Origin of the sequence: Halomonas sp. HL-93, assembly GCF_900086985.1 — a bacterium.
Lineage (GTDB): Bacteria > Pseudomonadota > Gammaproteobacteria > Pseudomonadales > Halomonadaceae > Vreelandella.
In genome coordinates this window covers 2,359,664-2,380,587 of sequence record NZ_LT593974.1, presented here as the reverse complement: position 1 = coordinate 2,380,587, position 20,924 = coordinate 2,359,664, and the positions used below count along the sequence as shown (strand labels likewise).

Annotated in this window: 22 protein-coding genes; 21 read left to right on the top strand and 1 reads right to left on the bottom strand. The window is 56.3% G+C overall.

The annotated features are described in order from the left end of the window. Nucleotides 1–140 precede the first annotated feature (140 nt). The 15 genes from GA0071314_RS11065 (at nt 141) to GA0071314_RS10995 (ending at nt 13,113) form a co-directional block, all read left to right on the top strand. Entirely contained in the window at nt 141–668 is a 528-nt protein-coding gene (locus tag GA0071314_RS11065; RefSeq protein WP_074396693.1) for a YceD family protein, read from the top strand. A 34-nt stretch (nt 669–702) separates the two neighbouring features. After that, entirely contained in the window at nt 703–873 is a 171-nt protein-coding gene (gene rpmF, locus GA0071314_RS11060; protein ID WP_021820795.1) for a 50S ribosomal protein L32, read from the top strand. A gap of 42 nt (nt 874–915) precedes the next feature. After that, the gene (gene plsX, locus GA0071314_RS11055) at nt 916–1,938 is read left to right on the top strand and encodes a phosphate acyltransferase PlsX (protein ID WP_074396692.1); all 1,023 of its coding nucleotides are present in this window, start codon (nt 916–918) and stop codon (nt 1,936–1,938) included. 132 nt (nt 1,939–2,070) lie between these two features. Then, the gene (gene fabD, locus GA0071314_RS11050) at nt 2,071–3,030 is read left to right on the top strand and encodes an ACP S-malonyltransferase (RefSeq protein WP_074396691.1); all 960 of its coding nucleotides are present in this window, start codon (nt 2,071–2,073) and stop codon (nt 3,028–3,030) included. Nucleotides 3,031–3,085: 55 nt separating this feature from the next. Further along, nucleotides 3,086–3,829, top strand: a complete 744-nt coding sequence (fabG, locus tag GA0071314_RS11045) for a 3-oxoacyl-ACP reductase FabG (protein ID WP_074396690.1) — start codon at nt 3,086–3,088, stop codon at nt 3,827–3,829. A 124-nt stretch (nt 3,830–3,953) separates the two neighbouring features. Continuing rightward, nucleotides 3,954–4,187, top strand: coding sequence for an acyl carrier protein (gene acpP / locus GA0071314_RS11040; RefSeq protein WP_008956801.1), 234 nt, complete (start codon nt 3,954–3,956; stop codon nt 4,185–4,187). 198 nt (nt 4,188–4,385) lie between these two features. Beyond that, complete coding sequence (gene fabF, locus GA0071314_RS11035; protein ID WP_074396689.1) at nt 4,386–5,624, top strand: beta-ketoacyl-ACP synthase II; 1,239 nt, start codon at nt 4,386–4,388, stop codon at nt 5,622–5,624. Nucleotides 5,625–5,630: 6 nt separating this feature from the next. Continuing rightward, nucleotides 5,631–6,434, top strand: a complete 804-nt coding sequence (gene pabC / locus GA0071314_RS11030; RefSeq protein ID WP_074396688.1) for an aminodeoxychorismate lyase — start codon at nt 5,631–5,633, stop codon at nt 6,432–6,434. A gap of 21 nt (nt 6,435–6,455) precedes the next feature. Beyond that, nucleotides 6,456–7,466, top strand: a complete 1,011-nt coding sequence (gene mltG / locus GA0071314_RS11025) for an endolytic transglycosylase MltG (protein WP_074396687.1) — start codon at nt 6,456–6,458, stop codon at nt 7,464–7,466. 20 nt (nt 7,467–7,486) lie between these two features. Then, complete coding sequence (tmk, locus tag GA0071314_RS11020; RefSeq protein ID WP_172822134.1) at nt 7,487–8,140, top strand: dTMP kinase; 654 nt, start codon at nt 7,487–7,489, stop codon at nt 8,138–8,140. Then, nucleotides 8,131–9,117 (top strand): DNA polymerase III subunit delta', encoded by a 987-nt coding sequence (locus tag GA0071314_RS11015; protein ID WP_074396685.1) that lies wholly within the window; start codon nt 8,131–8,133, stop codon nt 9,115–9,117. The genes tmk and GA0071314_RS11015 overlap by 10 nt, the downstream gene beginning before the upstream one ends. Before the next feature lie 23 nt (nt 9,118–9,140). Then, nucleotides 9,141–9,476, top strand: coding sequence for a PilZ domain-containing protein (locus GA0071314_RS11010; protein WP_074396684.1), 336 nt, complete (start codon nt 9,141–9,143; stop codon nt 9,474–9,476). 19 nt (nt 9,477–9,495) lie between these two features. Continuing rightward, nucleotides 9,496–10,326, top strand: coding sequence for a TatD family hydrolase (locus tag GA0071314_RS11005; RefSeq protein ID WP_074396683.1), 831 nt, complete (start codon nt 9,496–9,498; stop codon nt 10,324–10,326). A 28-nt stretch (nt 10,327–10,354) separates the two neighbouring features. Then, entirely contained in the window at nt 10,355–10,930 is a 576-nt protein-coding gene (locus GA0071314_RS11000; protein WP_074396682.1) for a DUF1285 domain-containing protein, read from the top strand. Beyond that, a complete protein-coding gene (locus GA0071314_RS10995; RefSeq protein ID WP_074396681.1) occupies nt 10,927–13,113 on the top strand; it encodes an ATP-dependent helicase in 2,187 nt (728 codons plus the stop codon). Before GA0071314_RS11000 ends, GA0071314_RS10995 begins: the two co-directional genes overlap by 4 nt. Before the next feature lie 76 nt (nt 13,114–13,189). On the opposite strand, the gene GA0071314_RS10990 is transcribed toward GA0071314_RS10995, so the two are convergent. Next, nucleotides 13,190–14,854 (bottom strand): electron transfer flavoprotein-ubiquinone oxidoreductase, encoded by a 1,665-nt coding sequence (locus GA0071314_RS10990; protein WP_074396680.1) that lies wholly within the window; start codon nt 14,852–14,854, stop codon nt 13,190–13,192. Between the two features lie 430 nt (nt 14,855–15,284). Here GA0071314_RS10990 and GA0071314_RS10985 point away from each other — a divergent pair, with 430 nt between their 5' ends. The 6 genes from GA0071314_RS10985 (at nt 15,285) to nrdE (ending at nt 20,921) form a co-directional block, all read left to right on the top strand. Further along, nucleotides 15,285–16,034, top strand: a complete 750-nt coding sequence (locus GA0071314_RS10985; RefSeq protein ID WP_074396679.1) for an electron transfer flavoprotein subunit beta/FixA family protein — start codon at nt 15,285–15,287, stop codon at nt 16,032–16,034. Between the two features lie 42 nt (nt 16,035–16,076). Then, nucleotides 16,077–17,003 (top strand): electron transfer flavoprotein subunit alpha/FixB family protein, encoded by a 927-nt coding sequence (locus tag GA0071314_RS10980; RefSeq protein WP_074396678.1) that lies wholly within the window; start codon nt 16,077–16,079, stop codon nt 17,001–17,003. A gap of 215 nt (nt 17,004–17,218) precedes the next feature. Next, nucleotides 17,219–17,830 carry a superoxide dismutase gene (locus GA0071314_RS10975; RefSeq protein WP_074396677.1) on the top strand — a complete coding sequence of 204 codons (612 nt, stop codon included), beginning with the start codon at nt 17,219–17,221 and terminating at the stop codon, nt 17,828–17,830. 265 nt (nt 17,831–18,095) lie between these two features. Beyond that, nucleotides 18,096–18,317 (top strand): glutaredoxin-like protein NrdH, encoded by a 222-nt coding sequence (gene nrdH, locus GA0071314_RS10970; RefSeq protein WP_074396676.1) that lies wholly within the window; start codon nt 18,096–18,098, stop codon nt 18,315–18,317. Between the two features lie 34 nt (nt 18,318–18,351). After that, nucleotides 18,352–18,759, top strand: coding sequence for a class Ib ribonucleoside-diphosphate reductase assembly flavoprotein NrdI (gene nrdI, locus GA0071314_RS10965; protein ID WP_074396675.1), 408 nt, complete (start codon nt 18,352–18,354; stop codon nt 18,757–18,759). Further along, entirely contained in the window at nt 18,741–20,921 is a 2,181-nt protein-coding gene (gene nrdE / locus GA0071314_RS10960; protein ID WP_441316759.1) for a class 1b ribonucleoside-diphosphate reductase subunit alpha, read from the top strand. The genes nrdI and nrdE overlap by 19 nt, the downstream gene beginning before the upstream one ends. Nucleotides 20,922–20,924: the final 3 nt, after the last annotated feature.

The window sequence follows — 20,924 nt, the reverse complement described above, 5'->3', positions numbered from 1 at the left end:
GGGGCAAGTGTCTTTGTGACTCAAGGGGCGACGTTTGTATCCCGTGTGCCCAAGCCAGCGCCTTATCTTATCCCACGACCGCAAAGAATTGTGGCCTTAGCTTTGACACCAGCATGGGGAGTGCCTATCATTGCGCGCCTATGTTGACCTCACAACTCCCCAGCCGGGTCGAGCCCTATAAGCTTGCAGCCCGCCGCGAACGACTCGAAGGCCTGGTGGCGCTTAATAAGCTGCCGCGCCTTGCCGAAGAAGCCGGTAACCAATCGGGCGACTGTCTCGTCGTGCTCGAATTTGGTGTTGATGCTCAAGGGCGACGTGAAATTCGTGGTCACCTGCAAGCAACGTTGGCGCTTCCGTGCCGCCGTTGTCTGGAGCCGCTCAGCCAAGATGTCACCAGCGACTTTCTGTTAGGGATGGTCGCTGATGAAAGCTTGGCCGCAGAGCTGCCAGCCAGTCACGAGCCGGTGCTGGTGGAACATGAACAGCTGGACTTGCTGACGGTCGTTGAGGATGAATTAATCCTCAGCCTGCCCCAAGTGGTATATCACGAGGAAGCAGAGTGCCACGTTTCGGCGGAACAACTGGTCAGCAAGACAGAAGGCGGGGAAGAAGAAACAGCCCCCGCCAATCCTTTCGCGGTGCTTAGCACGCTGAAAGGCAAGAAGTAAGCACCCATAATCCGACAGACCCTGGAGTACTCCCATGGCAGTTCAGCAGAATCGTAAAACTCGTTCCAAGCGCGGTATGCGTCGCAGCCACGATGCGCTAAGCGCTCCTACGCTGTCTCAAGACAAAGAAACCGGCACGACTCACCTGCGTCACCATGTTTCGCCGGATGGTTTCTACCGCGGTCGTAAGGTAGTAGACGCATAAAGCGTCTTTACCTATCGATTCGACTAAACGAATGGGTGCTATGTGCGCCTAGCAATTGATGTGATGGGGGGCGACCAAGGCCCCCGCGCGCTAATTGAAGGGGCTGCCAGGGCCGTCACCGATACCCCTGGCTTAGAACTGATTCTGTTTGGTCCGCATCAGCAGATCGATGCTGAACTTTTGCGTTTGCCGCGGCCTCTGGCTGCGGCAACGTCACGTTTAGCGGTTCACGATGTGGTTGATAGCATGGCGCCCACGGCAACAGCCGCCTGGGCGTTGCGCCATGGCCAATCGACCAGCATGGCGCAGATGCTGCGCTGTGTAGCCTTAGGTGATGCCCAGGCGGGCGTGAGCGTTGGCAACACCGCTGCCCTCGTGGCCCTTTCACGGCGTGAGCTGGGTACGCTTGCGGGAATGTCGCGACCGGCTATCAGTACGGCAATCCCTGCGCGTCATGGTCGCCACTGCTATTTGCTGGATCTAGGCGCGAATGTCGACTCTCCTGCCAGCCGTCTGGTCGAGTTTGCATTGATGGGGGCGGCAATGGCGCAGCAGATGGATGGCGTCGACCGGCCGCGTGTGGCGCTGCTGAACGTTGGTGCAGAGTCAACCAAAGGCAGCGCCAGTGTGCGTGAGGCCGATAGGTTATTGCGTGACTCGGCGGCGACCTTGCCATTTGCTTATTGTGGCTATGCCGAAGGAGGCGATATCTTCCAGGGCGAACTGGATGTGATCGTCTGCGATGGCTTTGCGGGCAACGCCGTGCTCAAAGCCAGTGAAGGCTTGGCTAGTATGTTGATCGAGCGCGTACAGCTGGTCTTTTCGTCACGCCTAAGAGGGCGTTTGGCGAGCTGGATCGCCAAGCCAGTGTTAAAGCACTTAAAACAAGAGCTAGACCCGGTGCGCTACAACGGTGCCAGCTTGTTAGGTCTGCAGGGTATTGTGGTGAAAAGCCACGGTGGTACCCATGCAGATGGCTTTTACTATGCTATTCGCCGCGCTATGCAGGAGGTTGAGCATAACCTGCCTGAGCGGCTTGCCAAATGCTGGTCTTTTTATGGGTAGCGCCTAATTCATAGGTGTAATGATCAGGTCATTGCACCGCACGTTAGCGGGTTATGTCGAGTAGCAGGATGTGCCCATAACCGCGTCTATCGCTCAATTGAGCAAATGCCTACAAGAGCAAAGGTGAACGACATGTCTCAACCCCTTGCCCTCATCTTTCCCGGGCAGGGCTCTCAGCAGCTTGGAATGCTGCGTGAGCTTGCCGAACGTTACAGCGTAGTGGGAACGACCTTTGAGGAAGCTTCGGATGCGTTACGCTACGATTTGTGGAAAGTCGTTCAAGAGGGGCCAGAAGCCTCTTTAAACGCTACCGAATGCACTCAGCCAGCGTTGCTATCTGCCAGTATCGCGATATGGCGTGTCTGGCAAGAGCTGGAAGGTCCGCGTCCAACCGTCATGGCGGGTCACAGCCTGGGTGAATACAGCGCCATGGTGTGCGCGGGTGTGCTTGGGTTTGCCGAGGGCGTTAAGTTAGTCCGCCTGCGGGGAGATGCCATGCAGCAAGCGGTGCCCGCAGGAGAAGGCGGTATGGCCGCTATTTTGGGCCTGGATAACGCTTCAGTGGAGGCTGCCTGTGCCAAGGCGGCGCAGGGTGAGGTGGTATCAGCGGTTAACTATAATGCCCCAGGGCAGGTAGTGATTGCTGGCGGCAAGGCAGCCGTAGAGCGGGCGATTGCGGCTTGCCAGGACGCGGGTGCTAAGCGTGCGATGCCACTACCCGTTTCGGTCCCTTCACATTGTGATCTCATGCGCCCGGCGGCAGAACGCTTGGCAGCAGCGATGCAGAACATTGAACTACGTCCCCCACGCTATACCGTCATCCAAAACGTTGATGCTGAGGCGCATGCCGATGTTGACACGCTGCGCACCCGTTTGATTGAGCAGCTATATCAACCCGTGCGCTGGACGTCTTGCGTTGAAGCGATGGCGGCCCAGGGCGCTAATGTGTTTATTGAGTGCGGCCCGGGCAAAGTGCTCACCGGCTTGAATAAGCGTATTGTGCGCGGCAGTAAAAGCTTGGCGGTTAACGATCCCGATAGCTTAGATGCAGCGCTTGAGTTAGCCCGCGATGCGTTGGCTGATAATGCATGATAAGTGGTAAGTTTCCGCTATCCTTGCTTGTTTACATGGCGAAAGGCAGGACCTTATGACCCAAGAACGTAGAGTAGCCCTCGTCACAGGGGCGAGCCGTGGCATCGGCCGAGCCGTCGCTCACGAGCTGAGTCGCCAGGGGCGTATTGTTGTCGGCACGGCGACCACCGACGCCGGTGCTGAAAAAATCGATGCCGACTTCGCGGCCCAAGGTATTGAAGGGGCCGGCTTGTGCCTGAACGTGACCGATCAGGCGAGTATCGACAGCGTTTTAAAAACCATCGCTGAGCGGTTTTCCGCACCGACAATTTTGATCAACAACGCTGGCATTACCCGTGATAACTTGTTGATGCGTATGAAAGAGGACGAGTGGGACTCGGTGATGGACACCAATCTCAAATCCGTCTACCGGGTTAGCAAAGCGTGTCTGCGGGGGATGACCAAGGCGCGTTTTGGGCGTATCGTATCGATCAGTTCGGTAGTGGCGACCATGGGCAACCTGGGCCAAACTAACTATGCGGCGGCTAAGGCCGGTATGGAAGGGTTTAGCCGGGCGCTAGCCCGTGAAGTTGCCTCGCGGGCCATTACGGTTAATTCGGTGGCGCCGGGCTTTATCGCCACCGATATGACCGAAGCGCTGCCGGAAGCGCAGCACGAGATGCTGTTGAAACAAATTCCGTTGGCGCGCTTAGGCTCTGCGGATGAAATTGCTGCTGCGGTTGGTTTTCTGGCCAGCGATGCGGCAGGATATATCACCGGAGAGACGCTGCACGTTAATGGCGGCATGAATATGCGTTGATGGCCTTTAGTTTGGCGGTTGCGTCAGCTTAAGGGCGTCTATAAACTACCCCGCAGCTTTTGGCTTGCGGTTCCCAAATAGCTGGTTATCCAAAACGGCTAATGTGAATGACTGGAGTACGTTGATGAGTACTATTGAAGAGCGCGTAAAGAAAGTAGTGGCTGAGCGCCTGAACGTTAAAGAAGAAGATATCCAGAACAGTTCTTCTTTTACTGAAGATCTGGGTGCTGACTCGCTTGACACAGTTGAGCTCGTCATGGCGCTGGAAGAAGAATTCGATACTGAGATTCCGGACGAAGAAGCCGAGAAAATCACTACGGTTCAAGAAGCCATCGACTACGTTAACGCCCATCAGTAAGGGGTAGTTGATGCATCGAACCCGGGTAGGTGGCTTTATGTCTACCCGCATTAAAAAGCCGTCCTTCCGTAGGACGGCTTTTTTTGCTTTGCGGTCCCACTGAATATAACGTTCAATCTCCGTTATACTAGCGACAACATTGACGGCTGCTAATGACCCACAAGGGTCGAGTCACCATGGATGCCTGGAGGAAACTTGATGGCACGAAGAAGGGTAGTGGTAACTGGGTTAGGCCTGGTGACCCCAGTTGGAAATACAGTTCAAGCGTCGTGGGCCAATATTGTGGCCGGGCAAAGCGGTATTGCGCCGATTGAGCATTTCGATACCAGCGGTTTTAACACGCGCTTTGGTGGGTCGGTTAAAGATTTTGATATTAGCCCGTATCTGAACCCCAAAGACGCCCGCAAGATGGACCTGTTCATTCAGTACGGTATGGCGGCGGGTGGCCAAGCGATTCAGGATTCAGGTATTGAATGTACCGATGCCAACGCTGATCGCATTGGTGTAGCCATTGGGTCGGGCATTGGCGGTCTGCCAATGATCGAGCACAACCACAATGCGCTGAATAAAGGCGGAGCACGGCGTATCTCGCCCTTCTTTGTTCCTGGGTCCATCATCAATATGATCTCGGGCAATATGGCGATTCAGCATGGCTTTAAAGGGCCCAATATTGCGATCACCACGGCCTGCACAACAGGCACTCATAACATTGGCTATAGCGCACGCACCATTGCCTATGGCGATGCTGATGTGATGGTGTGTGGCGGAGCAGAAATGGCCACTACGCCGCTTGGCCTGGGTGGCTTTTCTGCTGCTCGCGCGCTCTCTACGCGCAATGACGACCCCCAAGCCGCTAGTCGTCCTTGGGACGCCGACCGTGATGGCTTTGTATTGTCAGACGGAGCGGGTGTGCTGGTGCTTGAAGAACTCGAGCACGCCAAAGCACGCGGCGCGACCATCTACGCCGAACTGGCGGGTTTTGGTATGAGCGATGACGCTTATCATATGACGGCGCCGCCTGAAGATGGCAGTGGTGCCGCGCTGTCGATGAGCAACGCCATCAAGGATGCGCAGATTAATCCTGACGAGGTGGATTATATCAATGCCCACGGCACCTCAACGGCCGCTGGCGATTTAGCCGAAAGCCGTGCCGTCGAGCGCGTTATGGGGCAGGCGGCTCAGCGGGTGGCGGTCAGTTCGACCAAGTCGATGATTGGTCACCTGCTGGGTGCCGCGGGTGCGGTCGAGGCAGTGTTTAGCGTGCTGGCCATTCGCGACCAGGTCGCACCTCCCACCATTAACCTGGATACGCCTCAGGAAGGCTGCCGACTCGATTATGTGCCTCACGCTGCCCGTGATATGCCTATCGATGTCGCGCTGTCGAACTCCTTTGGCTTTGGTGGGACCAACGGGTCACTGCTATTCAAAAAGGTGTAACTTCCTATGAGTCAGCCCTGGGTACCTTTTGATGACCGTGGGCTGGCCTATGGTGATGGCGTATTTGAAACCGTGCTGCTGCGCGAAGGCCAACCGGTACTTTGGCGGCAGCATGTCGAACGCCTGCAGCTGGGTTGTCAGCGGTTGGCGATCGATCCTCCCTCGGAGGCGGCATTATCGGCCACTTGGCAAGCGCTGCCCACGGCTACTTGGGAGGTGCTTAAAATCATCGTCACCCGTGGTAGTGGCGGCCGTGGCTATGCGGCTCCCGACGTGGCGGCGCCGCGTCTTATCAGCCGCCGTACACCTTTTCAGCCGGACCCATCGGCCTGGGCACAGGGCGTCAGCGTGCGTGTCTGTTCGCTGCGCCTGGCCCGACAACCTTGCTTGGCAGGTATTAAACATCTTAACCGCCTTGAAAATGTGCTGGCTCGCCAGGAGTTGCAAACACCTGCCTACCGTGAAGGCCTGTTGGCCGATTGCCACGGATGGATGGTGGAGGCCACCAGCATGAATCTTTTTTGGCAGCAGGAGGGGCGCATCATGACGCCTATCTTGGATCACTGCGGCGTCGCAGGAACGCTGCGTGCCGCATTGATTGATGCGCAGCTAGTAACGCCGGCGCAGTTGGCGTTGGATGACGTCGCTGCAGTGGATCGGCTTTGGCTGGCGAACTCTGTTCAGGGGGTGTGGCCGGTCAATGACGTATGGACGGCTCAAGGCGAATGCCTACGTCGCTGGGAGCCCACTAAGCCAGATCCCTTGCAAGCAGTGGCGCACCCGTTGATGGGATATCCTGCAACGCCTTAACGCATTGAATATTGAGGTCTCATAGTGAAACGCATCTTGGCGGCTCTTGCCGTGGTAGTGGTCATCGGCGTTGTCGGTACTGCTGGTGGCTATGCCTATTGGCAGCAGCGGCTTAATACGCCATTGACGATTGAGGAACCCGTGCTTTACCAAGTCCCCTCGGGTGCCGGTTTTAGCCGCGTAATCAGCGAGCTGGAAGCGCGGGGGGTGATTGATGATGCCTGGGCATTTCGTGTGCTAAGTAAGCTGGAGCCAGAAAAACTGCCCAGCCTGCGCACCGGTGAATACCTCCTCGAGCCTAGTATGACCGGCATGGAGCTGTTGGCGCTGCTCGACAGTAACGACGTCGTCACTTATCCGCTGACCATTCCTGAAGGATGGACGTTTCGTCAGATGCGCGAGCAACTTGCAAATGCCCCAAAGCTTGAGCAGCGCACGGCTGATATGAGCGATGAAGACGTCATGGCATTGCTTGATCGGGAGGGCACCTATCCTGAAGGCTGGTTTTTCCCCGATACCTATCGCTATCACCTGGGCATGAGTGATGTTGATATCCTCCGTCAGTCGCTCAACCGCATGGAGCGTATGCTTAAAGAGGTGTGGGCTGAGCGTGACGATGATCTGACCATTGATTCACCCTATGAAGCGCTGATTATGGCGTCGTTGATCGAACGTGAAACCGGGGCGCCGGAAGAGCGGCGAGAGATTGCGGGCGTATTCAAGCGGCGGATGGAGCGCGGCATGCGTTTGCAAACCGACCCTACCGTTATTTATGGCATGGGAACTCGCTACGAGGGGAAGATCACCCGGGCTGACCTGCGCCAGTCGACGGCTTACAACACCTACGTGATTGAGGGGCTACCGCCTACGCCTATTGCCATGCCGGGGCGGGCCTCGCTGGAAGCCGCGGTAAATCCTTTGCCGGGCGATACGTTGTATTTTGTCTCACGGGGAGACGGCACCCATCAATTTTCGAGTACGTTGCGCGAACATAATAATGCCGTGAATCGGTATATCCGTAATCGTGACTAACAACGTTACCAGAGGCAATGATGACGAAGCGCGGTCGTTTTATCACGTTAGAAGGCGGTGAAGGCGTGGGTAAATCCACCAATATGCAGTTTGTGGTGGCCTGGCTGGAAGCCCAGGGGGTAGAGGTGGTCGCCACTCGTGAGCCCGGTGGTACGCCACGTGCAGAGGCGATTCGCCAACTGCTGCTCGACCCCGCTCCTGATGAGTGGCTACATACCGATGCTGAGTTGCTGCTTATGTTCGCCGCCCGGGCCCAGCACCTGGCCGAGAAAATTCTGCCGGCACTCGCACGGGGGGCTTGGGTAGTGTGTGACCGCTTTACTGATGCCACCTACGCGTATCAAGGCGGTGGCCGTGGGATTCCGGTAGAACGGATTGCGGCCCTTGAGGATTTTGTTCAGAAGGGCCTCACTCCCGATGTAACGCTACTGTTGGATATGCCCCAAGAGGCCGCTAAACAACGTCTGGAAGCGCGGCTGCGTGATCAGCATACTCAGCGAGACCGGTTTGAGCAGGAGCAGGCAGACTTTTTTCAGTCCGTACGAAGCGCCTACTTAGCACGGGCGAAACAATCGCCCGAAAGGTTTGCCGTGATTAATGCCGACCAACCTCTTGCCGCCGTTCAGTCCGATATCCGCGACACCCTGGCTGGGCGAGTTTCGCTATGGGATTAAGCGGCGTATTGCCATGGCACCAGGCGGCGTGGCAGCAGTTATGTCGTCTTGCCGACACCGATCGAATGCCCCACGCCTTGTTGTTCAGCGGCGAGCATGGTGTAGGCAAGCAGCGCTTGGCAGACACACTGATTGAACGAACGATGTGTGCTGCACCTGGCGAACAGGCCTGTGGCCATTGCCGCAGTTGCCAACTGCTGGCTGCTGGCTCCCACCCCGACCTACTGCGTATTTCACCTGAGGAAGGCAAGCGCCACATTCGTATTGATACCATCCGTGAGGTCAATCGCTTCGTCTCGCAAACAGCGCAGCAAGGCGGTTATCGTGTGATCATTATTTCGCCCGCTGAAACGATGAACGTAGCCGCCTCTAATGCGTTGTTGAAAAGCTTGGAGGAGCCGGGACAGCAAACGTTATTTATTTTGCTGGCGGATGTGCCATCAAGGGTGTTGCCGACCATTCGTTCACGCTGTCAACAGTGGACGCTACCCAGCGTGGCAATAGACGACTGCCTTGGTTGGTTGACCGAGCAGTTGGCAAGCGAAGACGAGGCCCGCTTTTGGTGGCAGGTGTCGGGTGGGTTGCCGTTAAGCGCGGTTGAACTGGCGGCTCCCGATGCACGCGCATTACGCCACCAATTGCATGACTGTTTCGAGCAGCTGGTGCGCGGTGGCGAGCCGGTGGCGGAAGCCGCGCGATTAGACCGCCAGGCGATAGACGCCATTTTATGGTACGGTATCGCTTGGCTGGAAGACCTGATTAGGTTGGGCTTGTCAGGCACCACCGCCTCCTTACGTAACCCGGATTTACTCCCGCTTTATCGTCAAGCGGTGAAAAATGCCCGGGTACGGGATTGGTTTAAACTGCTGGATTATGCCCGCGAGCAACGCCGATTGCTTGCCGTGGGCGCTAACCCTAATCCGCAGTTGGTGTTAGAAGCGTGGCTAGTGCGGTGGTCGGCCTTACTACGCTCTTAAGCTTGGCGAATCGATGAGGTGTTATGGCAACGCAAAAAGCGCTCTCGCTCACGGTGCCCGATGTACCCACGTTATTGTCTGCCTACATGCCTTTTCTCGACCGAGGTGGCATGTTTATCCCTACGCGCGGCCTTTATGAATTAGGCCAAACCGTTTATTTACTGCTGACACTACCGGGCGAGAGCGAGCGTCTTTCGCTTAGCGGCGAGGTTATTTGGGTGTCTCCCGATGGCGTCAGCGGGCGACGCATGCCCGGAATTGGTATCCATTTCAATGCGCAGGATTATACGGTGCGAGACCGCATTGAAACCCTATTGGCGGGCCAGTTAGACAAGGCCGCGCCCTCATTTACTCTTTAATGCCCACCTTGAGAGCGACATGTTTGTTGATTCCCACTGTCACCTGGACCGCTTATCCGATACCACCCACAATGGCAGCCTTGCGGCGACGCTGGCGGCGGCTCGTAACGTTGGCGTTAATCAGTTTCTTGCGATTTCCGTGACGCTCGAGGATATGCCTACGCTTGCCGAGATTGCCAGGGCACACGAGGATGTGGTGATATCAGCGGGTCAGCATCCGCTTCATGAAGCATCGGTTGAGCCCAGCGTTAGCGATATTCAAGAAGCCGCTGAACAATTCGGCGCGGTGGCCATTGGCGAGACGGGCCTTGATTACCATTATGCCGATCGCGTGCCGGCGGCGGTTCAGCACGAACGCTTTAAAAGGCATCTGATGGCGGCTCGGGAACTCGAATTGCCGGTCGTGGTGCATACCCGAGAGGCTAAAGAAGACACGCTGGCGTTACTGCGCGAACACTGTGATCCGCGTATTGGCGGCGTGCTGCACTGCTTTACAGAAGACATTGAAATGGCTCGAGAAGCCGTGCGGCTGGGCTTTTATATTTCATTGTCGGGTATCGTCACCTTCAATAGCGCCGAGTCGCTACGTGAGCTGGCACGCAAGCTACCCCTTGACCGGCTATTGATCGAGACCGACAGCCCCTACTTGGCGCCGGTGCCACACCGTGGCAAACCCAATGAACCTGCTTGGGTAGTCGAAGTGGCCGAGTGTATTGCCCAAGCGCGAGATATTAGCGTGGATGAAGTGGCGATGCAGACCACTGCCAATTTCTATCAGCTATTTCGTGGCGCAGTGCCTGAGGCACCTGAGCAGGTTAAACAAGCGTTGGCAGACGCGGGCCTCGTATAGCGCAAGTTGGCACGGGCGGGATAATACGATGAACATAGATCGATTGCTTGATTATCGTCAGGGAGCGTCTAGCATACCGCCGCTCAATGACTGGCAGCCAGCGTTGTCGGGGGACATGGATATACGTATCGATGCGCAAGGAGGCTGGTGGCACGAAGGCCAGCCTTTTGCCCGTGCAAGCATTGCGCGGCTGCTGTCTACCCTGCTGCGCCATGATGCCGAGGGATACTGCTTGGTGACGCCTGTTGAGCGCTGGCGTATTCAGGTGGATGATCGGCCGCTGGTCGCCGTTGAGGCCGATTTTCACGATGATGCGTGGTGGTTAACGACCCAGTTTGATGATGTTGTGCGCCTGGATCACGAACACCCGCTAGCCTTGACGCACACGCCACAGGGCGACCGAGTGCCGGAAATTGCCGTACGGTTCGGGCTCGCTGCCCGCTTGCATCGCCACGTTTATTATCAACTGGCCGAGGCCGCCTCGCTACGCGAAGCAGAGACGGGCCAGCAGGCATTGAGTGTCTACAGCGCCGGTCAATGGCATCCTTTGGGTTACCTCGACGCGGGTGATCTTGATGGGTTAGCGGCCAGAGAGGAGTCGTGAAGTTAACCGCCGAACAGCAAGCTGTCATTCACCATGCGCACGGCCATGCCCGCGTCGCGGCCGTTGCTGGAGCGGGTAAGACGACGACGATGGCAGCGCGTGTCCTTCACCTGCTCGCAAGCGGTGTTCCACCCAAGCGCATCCTGGTGCTGATGTTTAACCGTTCCGCACGGGATGATTTTCAGCGCCGCCTGGTCAGCATGGCGCCGCCTGGGCAGGCGCTACCTGATGTACGCACCTTCCATTCGCTGGGTCACCGGCTAACCCAAAGCCTGAGTCGCTGGGGCGCCTTGGCTCCGCGGCGGCTGTTGTCGGCGGAATGGCAACTGGAACGCCTGCTTCGCCAAGCCAGCTTGAACGTTCTTAGCGATGCTGTTGAGCGGCGCGATGCAGCGCTTGAGGGAGATCGACTCGAAGCCTTGGCGCATTTTTGCGGCTTGGTAAAAGCCGAAATGCTGACTCCTGAAGCACTATACGAGCGCCTTCATTACGACCCCGATACCGACTATTTCCCCGCCGCTTTCAACGAAGCCGAGCGACTCTTGGATAGCGAAAGGGTGATGACCTATGCCGATCTGCTTTATCGCCCGTTACAGGTGTTAGAAGCTGACAGCGCGTTACGTGGCCGGGTAGAAGGCTTCTTGGATCACGTTATTATCGATGAGTATCAGGATATTAACGCGGCCCAGCAGCGACTGCTGGCGGTATTGGCGGGTAGCCGGGCGTCGGTGATGGCGGTTGGTGATGCCAATCAATGCATCTACGAGTGGCGAGGCGCACGGCCGGATACTATGCTGGAGAATTTTACCGCCACCTTTGGTCAAGCCACCGATTACCCCCTTTCAACTACATTTCGTCATGGTCATGCCCTGGCGCTGGCGGCCAACCATGCGATTGCTGCCAATCAAAGACGACCCGATCAGTTATGTTTGGCGGCGACGCAAAACCCCGATACCCGCTTGGCAGTGGGGCAGGGCGGTCGTCAGTTGCTGGATGCGTTAAGCGATTGGCAAGCCCAGGGTCGGGCTTTAAGCGATGTGAGTCTGTTGGTACGCAGTTGGGCGCTGTCGGTCCCGTTCCAGCTGGCGCTATTACAAGCGGGAATACCGTTTCGGCTGGCTCGGGAAGACCGGTTTGTATTCCGCCTGCCTTTGGTTCAGGCATTGGCGGGTTATTTAAAACTTTCCCGACGCCCGGCCTTGCTGCAGAACCCCGAGCAGTTGACTCTACTGCTGGCGCAGCCGACGCCCTTTGTGGCCCGCGAGCGCCTGCAGCGCCTGGCGCATCAGCTCGCCAGCCGTCAAGCGTGGCCAGAGCGTCACGACCCGGTGATTAGCGATTTAAAACCCATTCAACGACGCACGCTAAAAAAACGTTGGGCCTTACTGTGCGAGCTGCCGCAGCTAAGCGCTTGGCCGCCCGCCAAGCTATTGCAGCACGTTGTGGATACCATCGAGGCCGAGAAAACCCTAAAGCGCGCTGCAGCGCGTCGTGATAAAGGCGAAGAAGACGTGCGCTTGCTGGATGTGCTCATTGAACAGGCACAAAGCGTTGAAGACCCGGATGCCTTTATCGAGTTATTAGAGCGCCCCGTCGAGAATCAGGCGGCGGGTGTATTGGTGAGTACCGTGCATGGCGCCAAGGGGCTCGAATGGCCATTTGTCGCTGTTGCAGGCGTTAATGAAGAAGATTTTCCTTATTATAGCCGGGATAACCCGCTTACTGATGACCGCCTGGAAGAAGAGCGGCGGCTGTTTTATGTGGCGATTACGCGCTCAAAAGAACAGCTGCTGGTGTTGCATGATGGCGGGTCGCATCGCCCCAGCCGCTTTATTGCCGAAAGTGCATGGCAGGATAGCATGCAAGTGGCAGCATGCTTGACCAGCCCCAACCCGCCATCCCCAACGGTCTCAGTGACCGAGCCGGCGCTGGTGCAGCGCTATCTCACTCAACTGGGCCGTGACGATATCGTGCTGTCAGCGCCTGAGGTTCAAGCGCCTAAAGCGGCATATAACGCAAACGCGTTCTATCCCGGCCAGCGGCTGCATCATGCCGTGTTCGGTGAGGGCGAGGTGGCGACGGTGGAGGGCAACCCCAGTGATCCGGTGATCGACGTGCGTTTTGATCAAGCGGGGCGCCGACGGTTGATTGCCAGTCGTGCGCCCATCGAACGATTGGCCTGAGCAAAACACAATACCCCCGCGCCAGAATGCTGACGCGGGGGTATCGGACTGCGGACAGATTTGCCTGACTCGGGCGCTACATGTTCGGGTAGTTGGGCCCGCCGCCGCCTTCCGGGGCTACCCAGGTGATGTTCTGGGCGGGGTCCTTGATGTCGCAGGTCTTGCAGTGGACGCAATTCTGGAAGTTGATCTGAAAGCGCGGCTCACCCTTTTCGTCTTCGACCACTTCATACACCCCCGCCGGACAATAGCGCTGAGCGGGCTCTGCGTATTTGGGCAGGTTGTGGCGAATCGGCAGGTCGGGATCATCCAGGCGCAAGTGGCACGGCTGATCTTCCTCGTGGTTAGTGTTGGATAAGAACACGGACGAAGGCTTATCGAACGATAACTTACCATCGGGTTTGGGGTAGTCGATCTTGTCAAATTCGGCGGCGGGCTTGAGTGCCCCGTGGTCGGTGGTTGTATCGTGCACATTAGGCAATTTGCCACCCAGCAGCTGATTGGCAAAATTGTAAGCGCCACCGCCGACCGTACCGTATTTATGTATCGCCGGACCGAAGCTCGCGTTTTCTTTCAGCTCTTGATACGCCCAGCTGGCCTCCCATTTATCGCTGAAGCTCGTCAGTTCCTGGGCGCCTTCGTCGCCGCCTTGAAGGGCTTCAAACACGCTTTCTGCCGCCACCATGCCCGACTTCATGGCGGTGTGTAGGCCCTTGATCTTGGCAAAGTTGAGCGTGCCAGCATCGCAACCGATAAGCAGGCCGCCCGGGAACGTCATTTTAGGCAAGCAATTGAAGCCGCCTTTGGTAAGCGCCCGCGCACCGTAGGCGACGCGTTTGCCGCCTTCCAGGTATTGGCTGAGCACCGGGTGATGTTTCATGCGCTGGAATTCGTCGAACGGCGAGAGCCACGGGTTTTGATAGCTGAGGTCCATGATCAGCCCGACCACTACCTGCTGATTTTCAGCGTGGTACAGGAACCAGCCACCGTGGGTATGCTTGTCCAGCGGCCAACCGGAGCCGTGCACAACAACGCCGGGTTCGTGCTTGTCGGCTGGCACATCCCAAAGCTCTTTTAAGCCGATACCGTAGTGTTGCGGGTCGCGACCGGCGTCTAGCGAGAAATCCTCAATCAAGCGCTTGCCAATGTGGCCACGGGCGCCTTCGGCAAACAGGGTATATTTGGCACGCAGTTCCATACCGGGCATATGGCCATCTTTGGGCGTGCCGTCTGCGGCAACGCCCATGTCGCCAATCAGGATGCCGCGTACCGCATTGTCTTCAACAATGGCTTCCTGGGCGGCAAAGCCCGGGAATATCTCGACCCCCAGGGCTTCTGCCTGCTCCGCCAGCCAACGACATAAATTACCTGCGCTAATCACGTAGCGGGTAAGGTCGCCGCCCGTGTTATGCATACTCTTGGGCACCAGCGCGTTGGGCAGTTTCTGCGCTTTGTCAGCGTCTTTTAGCAGATAAACATCATCACGGATGGCCGGGGTGTTGAGCGGTGCGCCGCGTTCTTGCCAGTCAGGAAACAGCTCGTTAAGGGCGCGGGGTTCAAATACCGCGCCGGATAAAATGTGCGCGCCGACTTCCGAGCCTTTTTCAACCACGCAGACGGTCAATTCTTGTTCCGCGTCATTGGCCTGTTGCATTAGACGACAGGCCGCCGCTAGCCCTGATGGGCCCGCTCCGACGATGACCACGTCAAAGTCCATCACATCGCGTTCAACGTTATCCACCTGGTTGTCTCCTTATTCTCATAAGTGCCATCGTTTACAATAACTAGCTATTGGAACTAGCTTATAAAAACACGGCCTTAATTTTAAACGGTCGTTTGCTTCTGGTTATCCCTCATGATAGGCATAATACCTGTGTCAGGTCACGCCTACGATGCTAAATGGCGATTTCGCGTTTAGCGATTGTGAAAGGTGACCCCTATCTCGGTTCGACGGGTTCGACCAAGGCCGTAAGCAATCCCTGTTGTTGCAGGCAGGTAGGCTGTGGCAAATTAAAAAGGTTTTTCATTTGCACGCCTATCAAACGCTTGAATGAATTTTATGCTGGCAGCCATCCTAGGTGCCGCAACGTGATACCAAACCTTCTCAAGGTGCCTGCCTAGTGGGTGCCATCCAGGGTTAACGGCTCTACCACAAGCCAAGCGAGGAACCTATGAAAGTACTTGTCGCGGTGAAACGCGTCATCGACTACAACGTCAAAATTCGTGTCAAAGCGGATCATTCTGACGTCGATCTTACCAACGTCAAAATGGCCATGAACCCCTTCTGCGAAATTGCCGTGGAAGAAGCCGTGCGCCTGAAAGAGAAGGGCGTGGCGACAGAAGTGGTCGCAGTGACGGTTGGCCCCAAGGCTGCCCAGGAACAGCTGCGTACCGCACTGGCTTTGGGCGCGGATCGCGCTATTCATATTGAAACCGACGAGCGTGCAGAGTCGCTGGCGGTTGCCAAGCTGCTGGCCAAAGTGGTCGATGAAGAACAGCCGGGGATGGTCATTCTGGGTAAGCAGGCTATCGACACTGACAATAACCAAACCGGCCAGATGCTCGCCGCGTTGACCAACCTGCCTCAGGGTACCTTTGCTTCCGAAGTCGCGGTAGACGGCGATAAGGTGCACGTGACGCGGGAAATCGACGGTGGCCTGCAAACCGTCGCGCTGACGCTGCCTGCCATTATCACCACCGACCTGCGTCTCAACGAGCCACGCTACGCCAAGCTGCCGGATATCATGAAGGCCAAGAAGAAGCCGATGGATGTCAAAACCCCTGCCGATTACGGCATTGAGGTCGCCTCCAAGGTCAGTCTGCTCAAAGTGGAATCGCCAGCAGAGCGTAAAGGCGGCGTCAAAGTCGCTTCGGTAGACGAGTTGATCGACAAACTGAAAAACGAAGCCAAAGTTCTTTGAGCCCATTGTTTGCATAAAAGAGCTTTGAAAGGAGTAGATTCCATGAGCATTCTGGTACTTGCCGATCTTCATGAAGGTCAGTTGGCGGGCGCTACGGCCCACGTGGTCGCCGCTGCAAAAGCGATCGGTGGCGACATTGACGTCTTGGTTGCGGGCGAAGGCGTTCAAGCCGCCGCCGAGGCTGCCGCCAAGCTCGACGGCGTCAACAAAGTGCGCGTCGCGGACAACGCCGTTTATGCCTACCAGCTCGCCGAGCCGCTAGGCGCGCTATTGTTTGAGTTGGCGGGTGATTACACGCACATACTGGCTAGCGCCTCCACCACGGGTAAAAACGTGCTACCGCGTCTAGCGGCGCTGAAAGACGTCAGCCAACTTTCCGATGTGCTCGCCGTGGATAGCGCCGATACCTTCAAGCGGCCCATCTACGCCGGTAACGCCATCGCCACGGTGAAAAGTGACGACGCGCTAAAAGTCATCACCGTTCGCACTACCGGCTTTGACGCGGTGGGCGAGGGCGGCAGCGCTGCGATTGAGGTGATTGACGTGGTGGTTGAGAACGCCCAATCCAGCTTCGTCAAAGAAGAGCTGGCCCAGTCGGACCGCCCGGAGCTTGGCGGCGCCAAGGTGGTGATTTCTGGCGGCCGCGGTATGGGCAACGGCGAGAACTTCAAGCTGCTTGATGGTATTGCCGACAAGCTGGGAGCGGCCATTGGCGCGTCTCGCGCAGCGGTAGACGCAGGCTTTGTGCCCAACGACATGCAGGTAGGGCAAACCGGCAAGATCGTCGCGCCGGAGCTGTATATTGCGGTGGGTATTTCGGGCGCGATCCAGCACTTGGCGGGCATGAAGGACTCTAAGGTGATTGTCGCCATCAACAAAGACGACGAAGCGCCTATCTTCCAGGTGGCCGACTACGGCCTGGTGGGCGATTTGTTTGAGATTCTGCCTGAGCTTGAAAGCAAACTATAAATTGCTGAAATGATAGAACTTAACAGCCGGCTTCTGGAGAAGTCGGCTTTTTTGTGTGGGCTAGATTAGGTAAACTGCTAGTAGTTGACTAAAATGCTGGGGCAAAAACGAAATCAGCCCCCTCGGTGGTTGAAAAAGCTAAGAGGTGACCATACCTAGTTATTAAAGCCGAGAATTGCTGAACGCAACGAAAGCCACTCAAGGAGATGATCAATATGGCACATACACTTCCTGAATTACCCTACGCGTACGATGCGCTTGAACCGCACATTGATGCGATGACCATGGAGATCCACCACTCGCGTCACCACAATACCTACGTCACCAACCTGAATGCTGCGCTTGAAGGCACTGGGCTTGAAGACGTTCCGGTAGAAGAGCTTGTGGCTAACCTGAATCGCGTTCCGGAAGACAAGCGTCAGCCCGTTATCAATAACGGTGGCGGTCATGCCAACCACTCTATGTTTTGGCAAATGATGTCGCCTAACGGCGGCGGCCAACCACAAGGTGGCGTCGCTAAAGCTATTGACGCTGAGCTTGGCGGTTTTGAAGCCTTCCAGGAAGCTTTCAAGAAAGCAGCCCTTGGCCGTTTTGGTAGTGGTTGGGCTTGGCTCTCAGTTACCCCTGAGAAAAAACTGGTCGTTGAAAATACGCTTAACCAAGACAGCCCGCTTATGCACGGCAACACACCAGTGTTAGGCCTGGATGTTTGGGAGCATGCGTACTATCTCAAGTACCAAAATAAGCGTCCTGATTACGTGTCCGCTTTCTTTAACGTGGTGAACTGGGAAGACGTTGAACGTCGCTATCAAGCGGCCATCGCCTAACGTCCTGGCACGCCAAGTATGACGCCGATTCAAGGCGTTTGTTATAAAAAACCGCCCACTTTTAAGTGGGCGGTTTTTTTGTTGTTTGTCCCCAGCACTGAATAGAGTTGGGTGTTAGCTGTCAATATCCTGTGGATGAAAAATACCACATATGCTTGAATTGATTTTCTACTGGTCTATATATAGTATGAGTTGTATCTTCTAGGGAGGGTGGGCACAAGATATGCCCTACCCGAAAAATGCCGCTATGAAAAGGGAAATGACCATGGAAATTCAGATTTATAGCAAGCCCGCCTGCGTTCAATGCACCGCTACCTACCGCGCGCTGGACAAGCAGGGCCTTGAATACACCGTGATTGATATCACGGCTGAATCCAGTGCCCAACAAGAAGTCGAAGCGCTTGGATATCGTCAGCTTCCCGTAGTCGTTGCCGGTGAAGACCATTGGTCGGGTTTTCGTCCAGACCGCATTCAAGCGTTGGCATAAGTCACCCATGCTGGCAAATGGATGTACTTCCTCCATGGTCGGCAATCTGGTGTATTTCTCTACCAAGTCAGGCAACACCCACCGTTTTATTGAAAAATTAGGCTTGGCCGCCCAACGGTTACCGCTCAATCGCGAAGAGGCGATACCGCAAGTTGATCAACCCTACATATTGGTGACCCCCACCTATGGAGGCGGTCAGGCAAAAGGGGCGGTTCCAGGTCCAGTGATCCGATTTCTAAATGACGAGCACAATCGCCATTTGATACGCGGGGTGATTGCGGCGGGTAACACCAATTTTGGCGATGCGTACGGTTTGGCGGGCCGCATTATTGCGAAAAAATGCCACGTACCGTTGCTTTATCGATTCGAACTGTTTGGCACTGATGACGATGTCGCCAAGGTCCGCAAAGGAGTAGAAGAGTTTTGGAAACGACAACCTTAGCCACGAACAATTCGGCTGAAACAAAACGGCCTGCAGCGGCAACCGACGGTCGCACAATGGATTACCATGCGCTGAACGCGATGTTGAACCTTTACGGTGCCAACGGTGAATTACAGCTGGATAAAGACCGCGAAGCCGCGCGTCAGTATTTTTTGCAGCACGTTAACCAGAACACGGTGTTTTTCCACTCGCTCGAAGAGAAGCTTGATTACCTGGTTGAAGAGCAGTACTACGAAGCGGGGACGCTTGCGCAGTATGACTTTTCCTTCGTAAAAGCGCTGTTCGAGCAGGCCTATGCCTATAAGTTTCGTTTCCCCAGTTTCCTGGGCGCCTTCAAGTATTACACCAGCTATACGCTGAAGACCTTTGACGGCAAGCGCTACCTGGAGCGCTATGAAGATCGCGTTTGCATGGTCGCGCTGGCGTTGGCGCGGGGTGATGAAACCCTGGCCAAGTCGTTGGTGGATGAAATCATCAGCGGCCGTTTCCAGCCGGCGACCCCCACTTTTTTGAACTGCGGTAAGCAGCAGCGCGGCGAGCTGGTGTCCTGCTTTTTGCTGCGTATCGAAGACAATATGGAGTCGATTGGCCGCTCCATCAATTCGGCGCTTCAGCTGTCCAAGCGTGGCGGTGGCGTTGCCTTCCTGCTCAGCAACATTCGCGAGTCGGGCGCCCCGATCAAGCGCATCGAGAACCAGTCGTCGGGCATTATCCCGATCATGAAGCTGCTCGAGGATGCATTTTCCTACGCCAACCAGCTTGGCGCGCGCCAGGGGGCCGGTGCCGTTTACCTGAATGCCCACCATCCCGATATTTTGCGCTTCCTGGATACCAAGCGCGAAAACGCCGACGAAAAAATCCGTATCAAGACGCTCTCGCTCGGGGTGACGATCCCGGACATCACCTTCGAGCTGGCCAAGCGCAACGAGGACATGTACCTGTTCTCGCCCTATGACGTCGAGCGGGTGTACGGCGTGCCGTTTGGCGATATCAGCGTGACCGAGAAGTACCATGAGATGGTGGCGGATGCGCGCATTCGCAAGCAGAAGATCAACGCGCGCGCCTTCTTCCAGACCCTGGCCGAGCTGCAGTTCGAGTCCGGTTATCCGTACATCATGTTCGAAGACACGGTGAACCGCGCCAACCCCATCGCCGGGCGTATCAACATGAGCAACCTGTGCTCCGAGATTCTCCAGGTGAACACGCCGACGGATTACGACGAAGACCTCGGCTATCGCCAGGTCGGCCAGGATATTTCCTGCAATCTGGGGTCCATGAACATTGCCAAGGTGATGGACTCGGGCGATATCGGCACCAGCGTCGAGGTGGCCATTCGCGGTCTGACGGCCGTGTCGGAAATGAGCAACCTGAGCAGCGTGCCCTCCATCGCCGAGGGTAATGCCAAGTCTCGGGCGATTGGCCTTGGCCAGATGAACCTGCATGGTTTCCTGGCCCGCGAGCATATCTATTACGGCTCCGATGAAGGCCTCGATTTTACCAATCTATATTTCTATTGCGTGGCCTTCCACGCGCTGCGGGCGTCAAACCGCTTGGCGATTGAACACGGGGATACCTTTGCGGGCTTTGCCGACTCTACCTACGCGTCCGGTGAGTTCTTCAATCAGTACACCGATCAGGCCTGGGAGCCGCGGACCGAAAAAGTCCGTCAGCTGTTTGAGCGTAGCGGGATTGCCTTGCCTACTCAGCAGGACTGGCAGGCGCTCAAGGAAAGCGTCATGGCACACGGATTGTATAACCGTAACCTTCAGGCTGTGCCGCCGACGGGCTCTATTTCCTATATCAACCATTCAACGTCGAGCATTCACCCGGTCGCGGCCAAGATCGAGATTCGCAAGGAAGGCAAGCTGGGGCGGGTTTACTATCCAGCACCGTTCCTCAATGAAGCCAATTTTGATTACTTTCAGGACGCCTACGAAATCGGCCCTGAAAAAATCATCGACACCTACGCCGAAGCCTCCAAGCACGTCGACCAGGGGCTTTCGCTGACGCTGTTCTTCCCGGATACCGCGACGACGCGTGATATCAACAAGGCGCAGATTTACGCCTGGCGGAAGGGCATCAAGACCCTCTATTACATCCGCCTGCGCCAGAGCGCGCTGGAAGGCACCGAGGTGGAAGGCTGCGTTTCCTGCACGCTGTAAGCG